Origin of the sequence: Serinicoccus hydrothermalis (assembly GCF_001685415.1) — a bacterium.
In the GTDB taxonomy this organism is placed as follows: domain Bacteria; phylum Actinomycetota; class Actinomycetes; order Actinomycetales; family Dermatophilaceae; genus Ornithinicoccus; species Ornithinicoccus hydrothermalis.
Genome location: NZ_CP014989.1, coordinates 2,887,155 through 2,902,352, shown reverse-complemented (window position 1 = coordinate 2,902,352; position 15,198 = coordinate 2,887,155). Strand labels below are relative to the sequence as shown.

Here is a 15,198-nt window from a genome sequence, read left to right as displayed (position 1 = left end):
CACCTGTCACTGGCCGCAAACCGGGGCAGACGGTCCGTTGCGGATGGTGCGGAGCGGAGGCCCCGATCCCCTCTCGTGGGCGTGTTCCGAAGTGGTGCTCCAGCTCCTGTCGGCATCGAGCTTGGGAGCAACGCCGTGCCGCTGACGCCGGCCTCGCAGCGGTGAAGATCGTCGACCGACCGGTCGAGGTGATCGTCGAGAGGGAGAAGGTCGTCGAACGCCGAGTCAACGTGCCGGTTCGGCAGTCCCCGCACTCCACCCGCGAGTGGATCGACGTGCTCGACCGTCTCACTTGGGCTCTGAACACGAACCGCATGGATAAGGCGGACCTCGCCGAGCTGGAGCCTGCCCTGTCGCGGGTGTTGATCTCCTTCTCCGAACGCAGCAACAAGCTCCACCGCGGGCGTTCTATATGAGCCGCCCCTGAAGCCAGTCCGGCCGCGTTGCCGACAACCCGGCGTCAGACGCCCCAGATGTGATCGCACCCGGTGGGCGAGAACCGAGTGGTGGCAGTAGCGTGCGGCCACGCTCAGTGCGGCAAATGAGTGTGTCGGTGGGGAGCGACAGACTGCCCACCATGATCGACATCCAGGTAGCCGTCATGAAGCTGTTCGAGGTCGCGATCGGCGAGACCGTCCATGCAGGACACCGATGGCTCGGTGCTCGATCGGCGAAGGCTGACGCGAGAGCCGTCGCCTATCAGGAGTTCACCTCGCGTATTCAGCGCGCGCATGTCCGGCTGAACCTGTTGCACGCCGTGGTTGCGGGTAGGCGACGCCGCCTCGCGGTCGTCCCGGCGATCACTGGCTACCGTGTCCACGTCGAGATGGTTGACCGCCTCGCAGACGACTTGGTGGGCCTCTCGCGCGCTTGGGAGGCGGTGGCAACCATCGGATCGCCCAAGGTCGTCGAGAAGGGTCAGGAACTCGTGGACGCATTGACAACGCTAGCCACGGATCGCAGCGCCCAATCCCATGCCCGCGGCGGCTTCAAACCTTCCGTCAGCCGGGCGCGGAAAGCACTCGAGGCGAAGGTGGTGATAGCACTCGACGAGTTCCGTGCGGCAGCAAGCACCGATCTAGCCTAAGTGGCTCCTTGTCGACGGACGCGTGCGCCACGTGCTGGGCGCGGCTACTAGGAGACTTCTCTTCATGATCGGGTCGGGCCAGACTCGATCTAGGTGCCCGGCGGGACGCTCCCTATCGCGGCTGCCCACCCTGTAAGGGGGTGTGGCTCTCTATTGGACTGTGCCTCGTCGGGCGCCGCTGACGAGGCGTGGCTCAAGAGGGGATTGCCCTGCTCGTAGTAGCACTGCCCACCTCGCCGTTCCTCATATCGGTTCGAGTCGCCCATGGAGGCGAGGAGCATGGCAGAGGTCATCATCGGGGTCGACCCCCACAAGCTGTCTGCGACGATCGAGGTCGTGGACCGTCAGGAACGGCTGGTCGCCACCGGCCGGTTCGACACCGACCAGCGCGGGTACACCGCGATGCGGTCCTACGTGCGCACCTTCCCGCAACCGGCTCTGGGCGGTCGAGGGCGCCAACGGCACCGGCCGGCCATTGGCCCAGCGCCTGGTCCAGGACGGAGAACGCGTCGTCGACGTCCCGGCCAAGCTGGCCGCCCGGGTCCGGTTGTTTGACACCGGGCACAACCGCAAGACCGACGCCCTGGACGCGCACTCCATCGCCGTCGTCGCCGTCCGCACGCCGGGGCTGCGGGTGGTGCACCGCGACGGGGAGCTCGAGGCGCTGCGGATGCTCGCGGACCGCAGGGACGAGCTGTCCCGCCTACGGGTACAGACGGTCAACCGGCTGCAACGGCTCCTCGGTGAACTGATCCCGGGCAAGCGGAAGCGGGACCTGTCGGCGTTGCAGGCCAAGAAGATGCTCGCCGGCGTCCGACCCCGTGACGTGGCCGGACGGACCCGGCGCCGGATGGCGGTCGAGGAGCTGGCTGACCTGGTCGCCGTCGACGCCAAGCTCAAGGCGCTCAACGCCGAGCTGAAGACCGCGGTCCTCGCGCGCGGGTCGCACCTAATGGACATCCACGGTGTCGGCCCCGTCGGCGCGGCACGGATCCTGGCCGACACCGGCGACGTCGCCCGGTTCCCGACCAGGGCGCGCTTCGCGTCCTGGACCGGGACCGCGCCCCTGGACGCGTCCTCCGGCCAGCAGATCCGCCACCGCCTCTCCCGCGCGGGGAACCGCCGGATGAACCACGTCCTGCACATCGCCGCGACCGTGCAGCTGCGCAACAACACCGAGGGCCGGGCCTACTTCGACCGCAAGGTCGCCGCCGGCAAGACGTCGATGGAGGCGCTGCGCGCACTCAAACGGCGCCTGTCCGACGTGGTGTACCGCCAGCTCGTCGCCGACGCCGAACCACTCGACGACGCAGACGTTCAGGCGGGTCCGGGAGGGCACTGCGGGGCGTCTGACGTATCCAGCGCGGCCGACCTGCCCCCGCACATCGGCACTTCGGATCAGCCACTTCCCGGACCCGCACACCCGACGCTACCCCCGCCCGACCCCGGCGACCACCCCCTCCCGGTCCCGGCAGCGGCCACCCAGCGTCGCCGCGCCGGAGCCGTCAAGGTGGAGCGCCCCACAGGACGAACGACCTTGACGGCGACCAACGGCGGCGCACCCTAGAAAGCGACGGACCCGGGCCCCTTGACACAGAGGGGAACCAATACCGGACGTCGAGACCGGGCGCGAAGAGGATCCCGCCCGCCGGGTGGCCGACCGGGAGATGCGCGAAAATCGTCGCGTGGGGCGCACTCGTCCAGCGCCAGCGGGCGCGCGGCCAGCGGGCGTGTGCGCCGAACGCGGAGCCGTGGGCAGACGTGCGGGTGGGTTGGCCTGACCGCGTAAGACAACATCTGTAGATAACCGCGGGATGTGTCACGGGCTGTGGATAGTCTCCGACACATGGCAGATGACGAACTCAACTTGGCAAACCCGGCCTGGCGCCTCCACCTCCTCCTCGACGAAGTGCATGCGGAGGTGAGGGCACAGCCCTCTGCCAGCCTCCGAGCAGCTTGGAAGCAGAGCCTCGTTCCGGGGGTGTCGCCTGACCTAGACATCGCGGCCATCCGGGTGCTTGGCCTGGTGGACGACATTGACCGGGCACTGGTTGCAGCGAATAACAAGGCGATGCTTCGGCTGTTCCACAAGTCGCTGCCGGCCCTCACCGGGGTATTCATACCGGTGGGAGGTAACGGGGTGATCGCAGAGGCCAACCCTCGCATTGCGCACATCGATGACGACGCGATGGAGCACCTGGAGGCTGTCGCCTCCTATCTGGACAGGGTGCGCCCAGCGACCGAGGTGGAGGATGACGAGGACCGCCGCCTCGCATGGGCCGACGAGGTTGCCGACCTCCGTCGTCAGATCGATGCAGACCGCACGATCGCGAACCCGGCGAAGTCCGCAATGGTGGACGCCCTGCAGAACGTCGAGTGGGCTCTCCGGTACTACAAAGTCGCTGGTCCCGAAGGCGTTCAGCATGCGGCTGAGAGGGCTGTGGGCGCGGTCGCTCTGTCGCCTCAGCGGCTCGGGGGCGTTGAGTTGCTCAAGGAGTGGGGCCCGCTCATCGTCCACTTCCTGCGGCTGATGCTTGAGGTCTTCTTTCCGGAGGGGGCGGGCTTGAACCAGTTGGGCCCCTTGATGGAGGCGACCGGGATCGAGGAGGGCCCGACAGTCGGGAACCCTGGTGGTGAGGTGGTCGAGGGAGAGATCGTGGACGACGAGGCGACCGGGTAGCGCGACGGGGTAGGACGGGATCGGGACATCGATCGCGCACGAGCGGCGAAAGCTCAGACTTCCACCACCGCGTGTTGTATGGGGGGCGTGGCCGACGGTCACTTCTCGTACGGCGTCTCGGACGGGCACCGAGACCGGGCGGTGTGCCCCGAGGAGCCCAGCCTGATCTTGTCCTGGGACATGGATCTGTTCGACCACGAGGAGCGCAAAGGAACTCGACTCCGACTGGGCACAGCAGTTCGCGAACACGAAGGCTCTGGGTGGACCATCCTTGGAACAACGCGCTTTTCGACCGCGTGGAGCTCTCCCGCACTGGGGAGCCGGATCCTGACGACCGAGAGCTGAGGATGAGCGTGCGTGCGGACGTCGTATAGCACCTCACCCGAACTCCTTGAGGCTCAGTGAAGCCCGCGCCTTGCCGTCGTTGACCCTCACCGGAGCTCGAGCTCGACGCGGATCTATCGGGTGTATACGAGTGCACCCGTCTTCGAGATCGGGGTGGGCTTCACGGAGTTATGGAGCTAAGGCCGGCCCAGGAGGAGGCTGCATTGACGCGTTTCCGCCATCTATCCAGTCAGGACGCCGATAACCAGGGGCCGTCCGCACAGGCATTGGCGAGCACCGCCGACGGAGTCTTCCCGCATAAGAACAGGCGCTGTCGCTAGAGATACCGCACGGCCGGACCTCAGCTGTTGACCTGCGCTGTCACAGTGACAAGGCCCGAGCTCGGTCCCGCAGAACAAGGGACGGCAATTCGTGACAAGCAGAACCTACCTCGACCGCGCGACGGTCGACCTGCTCCGTTCCGTACCCTGCTAGATTCAGCGACATGTTGCAGTCCCAAGCACCTGGATCGAGGCGGCAGGTACTGCGAGAGCACGGCTTCCTGATCTTCGAATCGCGAGCAGAGGCCGAGCCTGTTCTCGCATCACTCGGTACTGAAGACCACAGAGAGGTCCTCGAGCCTAAACCGACGAATGGCCGTCAATGGAGCCACTCAGATCGGTACGGGTTCGGCGCCTTTCCGTGGCACACTGACGGTGCACTAACGTCTGAGCCACCCCGATGGATGGTGTTGGAGTGCGTGATGGCGGAGGAGAGCACAGCCACAGAGCTTTTGAGGCCGAGTAAGGAGTTGCTGGGGCGCTTGCGTCGGTGTGCAATGGTTGTGCGGAACAGAACGGGGAGAGTGAGGCATCTCCCAGCGGTTTCGCCGACCGGAGCGGGTGAAATGCGACTCCGTTGGGACCCCCGGGTGTGTGAAGTCAACGACGCAGAGCTTCCTCGTCTCATAGAAGAACAAGGTCCGAGCGCTGTATGTCTTTGGAAAGAGGGTCGCATCCTAGTTGTCGACAACTGGGGCCTACTGCATAGGCGTCCTCCAGTCTCTCCGGCAGCGCCCCGAAGGCTGGTGCGGACGTACATCGAGAGGTGACATGATGTGGGATTTCGATAGCATTTACGGTAAGGCGAAAGTCTATTTCGCGCGGGGTGCGGCGCACGAACACTCCGACGATGAGGAGTTCGTTCTTTGGCACCTCTTAGGCTTTGAGTTTCTGCTGCGGGCGCCGTTGGCGAAAGTGCATCCGAGCCTGCTCGCCGCACCCGAAGGGGAGAGCATCCTCGCAGCTAACGGTATCCCGACGTCCAACGAGTCGAAGTCGATTCCTTCCCATACAGTTATCAGCCGCCTCATGCAAATAGTGCCCAACTTCACGAAGGAAAGACAACAGGATTCGGTTACCCTGCTCAACATTCGTAACGTTGAACTACATACGGGCGAGGCCGCCGCAGGGAATGTTGCCAACGATTTCTGGCTACCCAAGCTCCTTAGAGTAGGCGAGGTTGTGTGCGCCTACCTGGAGGCGAATCTTCAGGATGTGCTTGACCCAGAAGTAATCGAACTCGCCCGCTCCCTAGTCGATCTGGAGGACAAGAAACTTGCGCACGAAGTGAATCAGCGAATAAGGGAGGCGCAGGCGTTCTTCTCGAAGCTAACGGAGGAGGAGATTGCTAGTCGGATGCCCATCGCGGTAGCCTCGTTTGCACGTCCCCCAGTCCGCGTCGTGATTTGCCCGGGCTGCCAGCACGAAGTCCCGATTGTTATGGAGCGCGTCCGAGCAAGTGGCGAGCGGTTCGTAGACGACGGTTTGGTCCGGGATGCGATCTACGTCGCCGTTGCCTTCCATTGCCCCATCTGCACGCTGGAACTAACCAGTACGGCTGAGATTGTGGCTGCTGGCTTACGCCAGCAGTTTGTGCAGGAGGAGTGGGAGGACCTGACTGAGCGATTCCAGCAGGACGTTATTGATGATGACTATGGAAACGACTAGTAAGGAGTGGCATCGTGTCAGTGCCGGTTCAAACGCGGGCATATCGTCCTCTTCTCATCAGCGGCCCACCCCTGCTCAGTCAGCAGACGTCCGACTCTCGGCGTGAGCGCGATGTCACGCCTCTACCCGGCTTGCCACCTTGCCCGAGATGTTCGTTCTACTCTCCTTTGGGACGGGCGAGGTCGGAAAGTTTGGCGGCAATCTCCGCGTCACGACCTTGAGCGGCGTGCTGGTAACGAAGGGCGGCCGCCACGGTCGAGTGGCCGAGACGAGCCTGCAGCTCGGCGAGCGTAGCGCCGGTCATAGCGGCCATGGTCGCTCCGGTATGCCTGAGGTCATGAATCCTCAGGTCCTCCCGTCCGGCAGCGGCTCGGGCCTTGCGCCATGCCGTGTGCAGAACCGTCGGTTGCAGATGACGCTGGTGATCACGCATGGAGGGGAACAGCAGGGCGTCTGCTCCGGAGCGCACGTGCTTCTCCAGGTGCCGCTCCAGGGTGGGGACGATGTGCGGCGGCACGGTCACCTCGCGGGTGCCGGCGGCCGATTTAGGAGTGCCGACGATCGGCTGGCCGCGGACCCATGACACCGCCCGGGTCACCTTGACGACGCCGCGGTTCAGGTCGAGGTCGCGCCGGCGCAGCTCGAGCACCTCCCCCACGCGCAGCGCGCACCAGGCGCACAGCAGGACCAGCGCGCCGAGCTGCTCGGGCATCTCCTTCACGAGCACGTCCAGCTCGGCGAGCGCCGCGGGACGGATTTCCTTCTTGGTCGGTGGGTTCGAGGCGGCGCGGACGCGGCACGGGTTGCTGGCCAGGAGCTCGTCGGTGACCGCGGTGGTCAGGATGGCCCGGAGGAGTGCGTAGGCGCGGGCGTTGACCGTGGGGTGGTCCGCCGACAGGCCGGCCCACCACCGGCGCACGAGTGCCGGCGTGAGGTCGGAGACGAGCAGGTCGCCGAACTCAGGTTCGAGGTAGCGCCGGAGGAGATGCTCGTAGCCCTCACGTGTCCGAGGCTTGAGGGACCGGTCGGTGAGCCACTGGCGGGCGAACTCGCCGAACGTCGGTGGTGCCAGCCGCTCAGCGAGCTCCACCCGCCGCTTCGGCGCGACCCAGCCGTCGCTGTTCACCAGGGCCCACTCCTTGGCCAGCCAGGCCTCCGCGTCAACCTTCGCGGCGAAGGTGTGCGGAGCGGTGTGGCGCGCGAGGTCGGGCCCCACGTAGGTGGCCTGCCACCGCTTGGAGGGCAGCCGCCTCAGCGTTCCGAAGCCTCGTCTCGATGCCATCGCGTCCCCATTTCGTGCATCATACGTGCACTAAGGGTGCCACTTCGTGCCCACTTCTGACAACGTGTGACCATGCTGGTTCGGGGCATGCCAGCCGCGTTTCCGCAGGTCAGAGGGGTGAAATCGCTGGTCACGAGGAGAGCTGGCGAAGGGACTCGAACCCTCAACCACCTGTTTACAAGACAGGTGCGCTACCAATTGCGCCACGCCAGCGCGTCCAGCCCGGAGGCCGGACAGCGCGTCGATGCTACCCGTCTCAGCCGATGACGTTGCTGTTGAGCCACTTCTGCAGGCCCACGACGGTGCGGTGGTTCATGTAGGTCGAGCCGTCGCGGGAGACGCCGATGTAGCTCTGCAGCGCGGCCTGCGACTTCGGGCCCCAGACGCCGTCGACGCCGGTGCCGACGCGGGCCTGCACGGCGCGGATGGTCGTGCCGTCCCACCGGCCGGTCTCGGAGACGCCCACCCAGCGCTGGATCGCCTTGGTCGTCAGCGGGCCGCGGATGCCGTCGGCGACGAGCGGCGCCATCAGCGAGCCGCCACCTCCCCCACCGCCGCCGTCGTCACCGACGCGGGTCATGATGCTGGCGCTGATCCACCCCGAGCGGCCCTGCAGCTTCACCCAGCCGTTGCTCTGCACCCCCTGGAAGCGGGTGCCGTTGGCCGCACCGCCGATGACGCTGTGCCCGGTGCTCGGGCCGGAGCGGATGTTGGCGCCGGCTCCAGCGCTCACCTTCCACGTCTGCACCTCGCCGCGCGGCGGCTCCGGATCCGGCTGGGGCTCCGGCTCGGGGGCAGGACTGCCGCCACCGGGGTAGGGCTCGAGACCGTTGCTCATCGTCAGCCCGGCGCGTACCGAACACACCGGCCAGGCGCCCGGCCCCTGCACCCGCAGCACGCGCTGCGCGACGGTGATCTGCTCCGCCTTCGTCGCCTGGTGGGCATACCCGGCGAACTCCTGCCCGCCGAAGCCCTTCCACGTCGGGTGCCAGAACTGCAGCCCGCCGTAGAACCCGTTGCCGGTGTTGATGCTCCAGTTGCCGCTCGACTCGCAGTCCGCCACGCGGTCCCACACGTTGTGGTCGTCCGCCGCAGCGCTCGGCGCGGTCAGGCCGACCGAGGCCAACGACGCGGTGCCGGCGAGCGTGGCCTGACCGGCGCGGCGCAGGGCGGCACCGGTGCGGGCGACGCGAGGACGGGCAGGGCGGGCCATAGTGGTCCTTCCGGATGGGACTGATGTGACGCCTGGGACGTGGCGCCCGAACCACCGTAGGGCAGCAGGCCGGGCCTGGGAAGACTTGTGTGACGAGACTCACGTCGACAAATGCGACGCGTGAGGCTCGTGTGACGGTATGCGCATGGCTCAGGAAAGCCCGAACGGCAGGTAGTCCAGCGGCGTCATCCCGCCCGGCAGCGGCCACCAGGAGACGACGTCGCCGTCGAGAAGCGACCAGTACGCCAGCGCCGCCCCGCCCACCAGGCACAGCGTCACGACGACGAGGGTCGGGAGGCCCGGCGGCACCGCGCCACGCACCAGCGTGCGCGACCCCCGCCGCAGCGCCGTGCTGCCCGGACCCCACCACCCGAGCCAGCCGCCGACGAGCGAGCCGACAGCGACCGAGATGGGATGGGTCACGCCGATGCCCGGCGCGATCGCGGTCGTGCTGAGCAGCCCGGAGACGACCAGTGCCACCACGCCGGCGATCGCCAGCGGCAGCAGCAGGGAGAGTACCGTCGACAGCGCGGCGGCCACGAGGTGCCAGGGCGAGGCGAGCACAGCCATCGGGACGTCGCTGCGCCGCCGCCCGGCCTCGTGCCGGCGCACGACGAGCCCGGTGAGCGCGCGGTCCACCGTCCGTGTCGACAGCCCCCACGCGGCATACAGACCCCACGCGAGCAGCGGCGCCACCGAGGCGACTGCGGCGAAGGCGACCAGCATCGCCGCCAGGGTGCCGCTGCGCGCGCTGCGCCCGATCCGGGGGTCCGGCTGGCCCTGCTCGGGGCCCTGGGGACCGCCGACCGCCGGGTATGCCCCACCCTCGGCGCGGCGCGGGAGGTAGGGGTCCTGCTGGTCGGGGGCCGGCGCCCAGCCCTGGGACCGCTGGTCCGGGGCCTGGGCGGCCGCGTAGCGCTGCTGCTCGGCCGAGATCGGCCACTGCTGCGGCTCGCGCGGCTGCGTCGGCGCGGGGGCCACGGCGCCGCGGGCGGGCTGCTGCCACTGACGGGTGCGCGGGCCGGTCGGTGCCGCGCGGGTGGCGTCGGGGACGCGCTGAGGGGCCTCGCGGGTGTGGTGCACCTGCGGGGTGACCTGGGTGGCGTCGGCTCCGCGCGTGACGTCGTGCGCGGGCTCCTCGTGCGGGAAGCGGGGTAGCGCCCCGGTGACGTCCTGACCCCGGGCATACAGCTCGACCGCCTCGAGCACCTCCTCGGCGCTGGGCCGCCACGACGGCTTGGGCGAGAGCGCCGTCGCCAGGAGCGGCGCGAGCTCGGGGTCGACCCCGTCCAGCTGCACCCGGCCGCGCACGACGCGGTCGAGGACCACGGTCATGGGGCCGCGGCCGAAGGGCGGCTGGCCGGAGGCGGCATACGCGAGGCACGCCGCCCAGCCCCACCAGTCGGTCGCCTCGGTGATCTCGCCGCCGTCGACCAGCTCGGGCGAGAGATAGCCGGGCGTGCCCATGACCAGACCGGTCGAGGTGAGGCGCACGTCGTCGGCGACCTGCGCGATCCCGAAGTCGATGACGACCGGCTCGAGGTTGTCGCCCTCGCCGACGAGCAGCACGTTGCCCGGCTTGAGGTCGCGGTGCACGATGCCGAGCGCGTGGATCGCCTGCAGCGCGCCCGCCAGGCCGCGCGCCAGGCGCAGCAGCGCCTCGCGCCCCAGCGGACCCTGCTCCTCGATCACGACGTCGAGCGGACGACCGGGGACGAAGTCGGTCACGATGTAGGGCGCCGGCCCGTCCACGTCGGCGTCGATGACCGACGCGACCTGCGGGTGATGGACGCGCGCCAGGGTCGTGACCTCGCGCCGCAGCCGGGCGCGCGCGCCCTCGTCGTGCGCGATGTGGGGGCGCAGCACCTTGATGGCGACCTCCCGGCCGCGGTCGTCCTCGGCGCGCCAGACGACCCCCATGCCGCCCTCGCCGACGCGCTCGCGCAGCGTCCACGGACCGAGCGTGCGGGGCACGACCACCGGCACCGCCTCGGTCGCGTCCGACTGCGCCGGACCTGCGCCCCGACCCCCCGAGGGCACCGCGCGCGTCGCAGCTCGGCGCGCGTCGTCGGTGCGAGGCAGGTCGGCGGTCACGAGTTCCACGGTATGCGCTCTTCCTGGATCTGCGGTGTGTTCACGGTGGACATGGTGTGGCGGGGCCCCGCACGAGCGGGTGAACGACCGAGGGTGGGCGGTGGTTCCCGTCCAGCGGCCGCAGCGAGGGTTCGAGTGCGCGACGTCGGGCGGATTGCCAGGACACGCGATGGACGTCGGTCTTGCCTTCGTACACATGTTCGAGTATGCTGGTCGTATTAGCCCACTACGGTGGTGGGTGTTGGAGGGTCCTCGGGGGAGGTGGGTGTCATGGCGGTCACGGTGGTCGAGCCGGGACGGGAGGGTCCGCAGTCGGCGGTGCTGGGGGCGTTGGGGGTGATCGCGACCGCCCGGGGTGGCCTGGAGGCCAGACTGATCGAGGCCGCCCGGGTGGTGGTCGCCACGACCGGGGCGGTGCTGCTCGCGGACAAGGGCTTCACCAGCGTCGACGAGCTCTCCAAGACGCGCCGCAAGATGTGGCGCGCCGAGGCCAAACGGGCCGCGTGCGCCGAGATCGAGGCCACCCTCGGCATGGGCGTCGGGGAGACCCGGCACCTGGTCGGGATCGCCTGCGCACCGGCTACCATCCGGGGACCGGTCCTGGCCGCGCTGGACGCCGGGGAGGCGACCTGGGCCATGGTCCGCGACTTCTGGGCCCGCTGCGCCCGGCTCCCGGTCGACCAGGGCGCCCTGGTCGCCGAGGCCCTCTTCGGGACCGATCCCGCGACCGCCGCCCGTGAGCGTCTCACCCCCGGCGGTGACCTGCGCGGCACACCGTGGTACGCCGCCGACTACAAGGCCGCGCTGGAACGGGAGGCCACCCGCGCCGAGGGCACCGACGCCCAAGCAGAAAGAGAACGCCGCCGCGCGGCCTACCAGGCCCGCCGCGCCACCATGACCGTCGGCGAGGACGGCACCGCCACCCTGTCCATCACCGGCCCGCTGATCGCGATGGCCGCCGCCCACACCCGTATCGAACGCGCCGCCCGCCTCCTCCGCAAGCACGGCGACACCCGCACCCTGGACCAGCTGCGCGCCGACATCGCCGCCACCCTGCTCATCCACGGACACCTCCCCCTGCCCCACACCGGGGCAGCGACGGGAGCACCCAGGCCGGGGACACCACGACCGGCGACACACAGGCCAGGGACGAAGATGTCAGGGATGCCGAGGCGGTGTGGCGGGACCTGCAGACCCCGGACCTGGAACCATCGCCCGCGTCGTGGCCGGGATGCCCGCGATCCAGCTGCAGGTCATCATCCCCTGGGACACCCTCACCGCAACCCCCGCCTGCACCCACACCCAGCACCGGCCTGATGGGCACGGCAGCACAGATCGTGAACCGCCGGGCCGGGGGGTGGGTCACCTCATCGGGTACCCGGCCTACCTGACCCCCGGGCACGCCCGCGAGCTCGCCCTGGCCCCGGGCACCACCCTGTCCCGGCTGCTGACCGACCCCGCCGACGGGCGCCTGATCGAACGCACCCAGAGCACCTACCGGCCCGACACCGCCATGCGCACCCAGATCCACGCCGCCGACGTCCACTCCCGCGCCCCCGGCACCGGCCACCCCGCCACCAGCTGCGAGCTCGACCACGTCACCCCCTGGACCGGACCACCCGACCCCACCACCGGCCAAGCCCCCGGCGGCACCACCACCGAGACCAACCTCGTCACCCTCGACAAACGCCACCACCAGCTCAAGACCCTCGGCATCGCCACCGCCACCATCAACCACCTACGCGACCTCACCTGGACCACCCTGCTCGGCCACACCACCACCACCCGCACCCACGACTACCGCCACTACCACACACCCCCACCGCAGCCTCCACACGAGCAGGACACCCCTGCCCACCAGCAGCACGCCGACCCCGACGCCCAGCGCGACCTGCTCAACCGCGCCCTCTACACCCTGCTCTCCGAACGCGGACCCGACGCCCTGCTCACCGACCACGACGACCACCCCGGCACCGGCGACCACGGCGGACCCCTCTCCCGCTGGATGTTCATCACCAAGAACGAACGCCACACCCGGACCAGGCACCGCGCCGACACCGACGCCAATCACGACCACGACCAGTCACGCAACGCCCCACCCCGGGACCAGCACCCCCCACCCCGCGACCACGAACCCCCACCCTTCTGAGCAGCAGCAGCGCGGGGACCCGGCCCCCGAGCCGCCCGCACAAGCACGGGGGCCGCCCACCTCCTAGGCTGGGCACCGAGTTGACCACGGGGGACCTGGAGGAGCGTGCATGAGCAGCCAGCAGACGTATGACTTCGTGATCGCCGCAAACCGGCTGCCGGTGGACCGGCACGTCCACCCCGACGGCAGCACCGAGTGGCGCACCGCCCCCGGAGGCCTGGTCACGGCCATGGACTCGGTCATGCGCGGCTGGGAGAGCGGCGCGGCCTGGGTGGGCTGGGCCGGCTTCCCTGGTGAGGCGCCTGAGCCCTTCGACGACGGCAAGCTGCGGCTGCACCCCGTCCCGCTCTCCGGCAAGGAGCTGTCGGACTACTACGAGGGCTTCTCCAACGACACCCTGTGGCCGCTCTACCACGACGTCATCGTGGCGCCGACCTTCCACCGCTCGTGGTTCACCTGCTACCGCACCATCAACCAGCGCTTCGCGGACGCCGTCTGCGAGGTCGCCGCGGAGGGCGCGCAGGTCTGGATCCACGACTACCAGCTGCAGCTCGTGCCCGCGATGGTGCGCGACCAGCGCCCGGACCTGCGGATCGGCTGGTTCAACCACATCCCGTTCCCCCCGGTCGAGCTCTTCGCCCAGCTCCCGTGGCGCGCGACCGTGCTGCGCGGGCTGCTCGGGGCCGACTTCCTCGGCTTCCAGCGCCCCGACGACGCCCGCAACTTCGCCCGTTCCTGCCGCGCCGTCCTCGGCGCCACGACCAAGGGCGACAAGGTCGAGTGGGCCGGCGCCGACGACGGCCGCCTCGGCGCCGCTCCCCGCACCGTCCGGGCCGCGGCCGTGCCCATCTCCATCGACGCCTCGGGCTTCCGCGAGCTCGCCGACTCCCCCGAGGTGCAGGCCCGCGCCGAGGAGATCCGCGAGTCCCTCGGCGACCCCGACGTCGTGCTGCTCGGGGTCGACCGGCTCGACTACACCAAGGGCATCCGGCACCGGCTGCGCGCGATCGGTGAGCTCTTCGAGGACGGCGAGATCTCCCCCGACCAGGTCACCTTCGTGCAGGTGGCGACCCCCAGCCGGGAGCGGGTCGAGGCATACCGCACCCTGCGCGAGCAGATCGAGGGCATGGTCGGGCGCATCAACGGCGACGTCTCCCACCTGGGGGCGACCGCGGTCCACTACCTGCACCAGTCCTACGGTCGCGAGGAGATGGCCGCGCTCTTCCAGGTGGCCGACGTCATGCTCGTCACCCCGCTGCGTGACGGCATGAACCTCGTCGCCAAGGAGTACGTCACCGCCCGCCACGACGGCGGCGGCGCGCTCGTGCTGTCGGAGTTCACCGGCGCCGCCGAGGAGATGCCGCAGGCCTACCGCTGCAACCCGCACGACATCGCCGGGCTCAAGGAGACCATTCTGCAGGCGATCCGCGACGAGCCCGCGGAGAAGGAGCGGCGGATGCGCGGGCTGCGACGCCGCGTCCGCAAGCACGACGTCCAGACCTGGGCCCAGGACTTCCTCGCCGGCCTGGCCGCCGCACCCGAGAAGCCGGGCCGGGGCGGGTCGAAGGAGACGTCGTGAGCCTCTCCCCCGACCTCGTCGCCGCGGTCCAGGACTTCGCCCGGCTCGACCGCGTGCTCGTCGCCACCGACTTCGACGGCGTCCTCGCACCCCTCGTGCAGGACCCGATGGATTCCCGCCCCGTCGACGGGGGTATGCCCGCTCTCACCTCGCTCGCCGAGCTCCCAGGGACCACGGTCGCGCTCGTCAGCGGCCGTGCACTGGGGCCGCTGCGCGAGCTCTCCGGCGCGGACCCCGACGGCCCGCTCGTGCTCATCGGCAGCCACGGCGCCGAGGACTCCCGGTCCGAGAGCGGCCTCGCCCTCGACGCCGACCAGCAGGAGCTGCTGGAGACCCTGGGCGACGAGCTCGCCACCCTGCGCGAGGAGCACCCCGGCCTGCGTGTGGAGGAGAAGCCGGCCAGCCGGGTCGTCCACACCCGCGGACTCCCCGACGACGAGGCGCGTGCCGCCCTCGACGCCGCGCAGGAGCTGGGGGCACGGCATACCGCCCTCGATGTGACGCCCGGCAAGGATGTCGTCGAGCTGGCCGTCGCGCACGTCGGCAAGGGCGTCGCCCTCGTCGCGCTCGCCCGGGACGTCGATGCGCAGGCCGTGTTCTACGCCGGCGACGACCTCACCGACGAGCACGGCTTCGAGGCGCTGGCCGACGACCCCCACACCGCCCGCGCGCTCACCGTGCACGTCGGAGACAGCGACACGTCAGCCCGCCACCGGGTCGCCGACGAGCACGAGATGGTCGAGCTGCTGCAGACCCTCCTTGCCGCCCGCCGCGGCTGACC

At 69.5% G+C, this 15,198-nt stretch carries 11 protein-coding genes and 1 tRNA gene; 8 read left to right on the top strand and 4 right to left on the bottom strand.

Features of this window, described 5'->3' with window-relative positions; translation table 11 throughout:
• Positions 1–161: 161 nt before the first annotated feature.
• The 5 genes from SGUI_RS13530 (at position 162) to SGUI_RS13510 (ending at position 6,100) form a co-directional block, all read left to right on the top strand.
• The gene (locus SGUI_RS13530) at positions 162–416 is read left to right on the top strand and encodes a hypothetical protein (RefSeq protein WP_066641158.1); all 255 of its coding nucleotides are present in this window, start codon (positions 162–164) and stop codon (positions 414–416) included.
• Positions 417–577: 161 nt separating this feature from the next.
• Positions 578–1,087, top strand: a complete 510-nt coding sequence (locus SGUI_RS13525; protein WP_157621850.1) for a hypothetical protein — start codon at positions 578–580, stop codon at positions 1,085–1,087.
• Positions 1,088–1,562: 475 nt separating this feature from the next.
• The gene (locus SGUI_RS13520) at positions 1,563–2,654 is read left to right on the top strand and encodes an IS110 family RNA-guided transposase (protein ID WP_237141364.1); all 1,092 of its coding nucleotides are present in this window, start codon (positions 1,563–1,565) and stop codon (positions 2,652–2,654) included.
• Positions 2,655–2,933: 279 nt separating this feature from the next.
• Entirely contained in the window at positions 2,934–3,767 is an 834-nt protein-coding gene (locus tag SGUI_RS13515; RefSeq protein ID WP_066641152.1) for a hypothetical protein, read from the top strand.
• A gap of 1,436 nt (positions 3,768–5,203) precedes the next feature.
• Positions 5,204–6,100, top strand: coding sequence for a hypothetical protein (locus SGUI_RS13510; RefSeq protein WP_066641151.1), 897 nt, complete (start codon positions 5,204–5,206; stop codon positions 6,098–6,100).
• Between the two features lie 157 nt (positions 6,101–6,257).
• On the opposite strand, the gene SGUI_RS13505 is transcribed toward SGUI_RS13510, so the two are convergent.
• The 4 genes from SGUI_RS13505 to SGUI_RS13490 form a co-directional block, all read right to left on the bottom strand.
• Positions 6,258–7,382 (bottom strand): tyrosine-type recombinase/integrase, encoded by a 1,125-nt coding sequence (locus SGUI_RS13505; RefSeq protein WP_066641150.1) that lies wholly within the window; start codon positions 7,380–7,382, stop codon positions 6,258–6,260.
• 140 nt (positions 7,383–7,522) lie between these two features.
• Positions 7,523–7,595, bottom strand: a tRNA-Thr gene (locus tag SGUI_RS13500).
• A 43-nt stretch (positions 7,596–7,638) separates the two neighbouring features.
• A complete protein-coding gene (locus tag SGUI_RS18310) occupies positions 7,639–8,595 on the bottom strand; it encodes a transglycosylase family protein (protein WP_066641148.1) in 957 nt (318 codons plus the stop codon).
• A gap of 150 nt (positions 8,596–8,745) precedes the next feature.
• Positions 8,746–10,689 carry a serine/threonine-protein kinase gene (locus tag SGUI_RS13490; protein WP_066641147.1) on the bottom strand — a complete coding sequence of 648 codons (1,944 nt, stop codon included), beginning with the start codon at positions 10,687–10,689 and terminating at the stop codon, positions 8,746–8,748.
• Positions 10,690–10,959: 270 nt separating this feature from the next.
• On the opposite strand from SGUI_RS13490, the gene SGUI_RS13485 reads away from it, so the two are divergent.
• From SGUI_RS13485 to otsB, 3 genes are all read left to right on the top strand, one after another.
• Entirely contained in the window at positions 10,960–12,006 is a 1,047-nt protein-coding gene (locus tag SGUI_RS13485) for a hypothetical protein (RefSeq protein ID WP_066641146.1), read from the top strand.
• Positions 12,007–12,947: 941 nt separating this feature from the next.
• Positions 12,948–14,417 carry an alpha,alpha-trehalose-phosphate synthase (UDP-forming) gene (locus SGUI_RS13475; RefSeq protein WP_066641142.1) on the top strand — a complete coding sequence of 490 codons (1,470 nt, stop codon included), beginning with the start codon at positions 12,948–12,950 and terminating at the stop codon, positions 14,415–14,417.
• The gene (gene otsB / locus SGUI_RS13470) at positions 14,414–15,196 is read left to right on the top strand and encodes a trehalose-phosphatase (protein ID WP_066641141.1); all 783 of its coding nucleotides are present in this window, start codon (positions 14,414–14,416) and stop codon (positions 15,194–15,196) included. Before SGUI_RS13475 ends, otsB begins: the two co-directional genes overlap by 4 nt.
• The last annotated feature ends 2 nt before the right edge of the window (positions 15,197–15,198 follow it).

Coding starts and splice junctions, on each gene's coding strand:
- SGUI_RS13525 (WP_157621850.1), top strand. CDS start 578: ATGATCGACATCCAGGTAGCCGTCATGAAGCTGTTCGAGGTCGCGATC.
- SGUI_RS13515 (WP_066641152.1), top strand. CDS start 2,934: ATGGCAGATGACGAACTCAACTTGGCAAACCCGGCCTGGCGCCTCCAC.
- SGUI_RS13510 (WP_066641151.1), top strand. CDS start 5,204: ATGATGTGGGATTTCGATAGCATTTACGGTAAGGCGAAAGTCTATTTC.
- SGUI_RS13505 (WP_066641150.1), bottom strand. CDS start 7,382: ATGGCATCGAGACGAGGCTTCGGAACGCTGAGGCGGCTGCCCTCCAAG.
- SGUI_RS18310 (WP_066641148.1), bottom strand. CDS start 8,595: ATGGCCCGCCCTGCCCGTCCTCGCGTCGCCCGCACCGGTGCCGCCCTG.
- SGUI_RS13485 (WP_066641146.1), top strand. CDS start 10,960: ATGGCGGTCACGGTGGTCGAGCCGGGACGGGAGGGTCCGCAGTCGGCG.
- SGUI_RS13475 (WP_066641142.1), top strand. CDS start 12,948: ATGAGCAGCCAGCAGACGTATGACTTCGTGATCGCCGCAAACCGGCTG.